The organism is Mitsuaria sp. TWR114 (assembly GCF_007997345.1).
Map to the genome: position 1 here is coordinate 1 of NZ_VOSR01001127.1, position 623 is coordinate 623.

Sequence of the window (623 nt, forward strand, 5' to 3'; positions counted from 1 at the left end):
GCAGCGGCAACGCATCCTGATGCAAATGACAGAACGCACAGTGCTGGAACAGCACGTGATCCTGATCTTCCACACCACTGCCCGCCAAACCCTCACGCAACTCGGCAGCCCGCGGACCCACCACGCTGGATCGGCAAATCTGCGTCCATGGCGCCAACTCTCCGCTCAACGCCTGCGCCGCCATCGAGCCTGCAGGCAATACCGCCGCCAACCAGAAGACCAAGACGGCCATCCAGCGGACAGAAGCAGAGGGAAATCGGAGACGCATGACGCGGGGGATTCTAGGACCGAGCGCGCGAGCATGGCGGGGGCCGGGAGGCGGCGGTCAGCGCTTCTGGAGCAGGTCCAGCAAGGTGCGGGCAACCACCTTCGTCGCACGACGAAGATCCGACAGCTCGACCCGCTCGTCCGCACGCTTGGCATGCGACTCCAGCACCGTGCGCGGACCCGCACCATAGATCGCCGCAGGAACGCCGTGCTCACCATACAGACGGACATCGGTGTACAGCGGCGTGCCAGAGGTGGGAATCGGCTCGCCGAAGATCAACGTCAGTTGGTCGCCGATCGCGCGGTGGATCAGCGCCGCCGCCACCGACGAGTCCACGCCGCCGGACAGGCCCAGG

General features: G+C 66.0%; 2 protein-coding genes. Both read right to left on the reverse strand.

Annotation, left to right across the window (positions count from 1 at the left end):
• Positions 1-223: DUF2946 family protein (locus tag FUT87_RS28085; protein ID WP_186830824.1), on the reverse strand; the 223-nt coding region annotated here is incomplete at its 3' end.
• Positions 224-325: 102 nt separating this feature from the next.
• Positions 326-623 (reverse strand): M20/M25/M40 family metallo-hydrolase (locus FUT87_RS28090; RefSeq protein WP_147243079.1); only part of this gene is annotated, 298 nt, incomplete at its 5' end.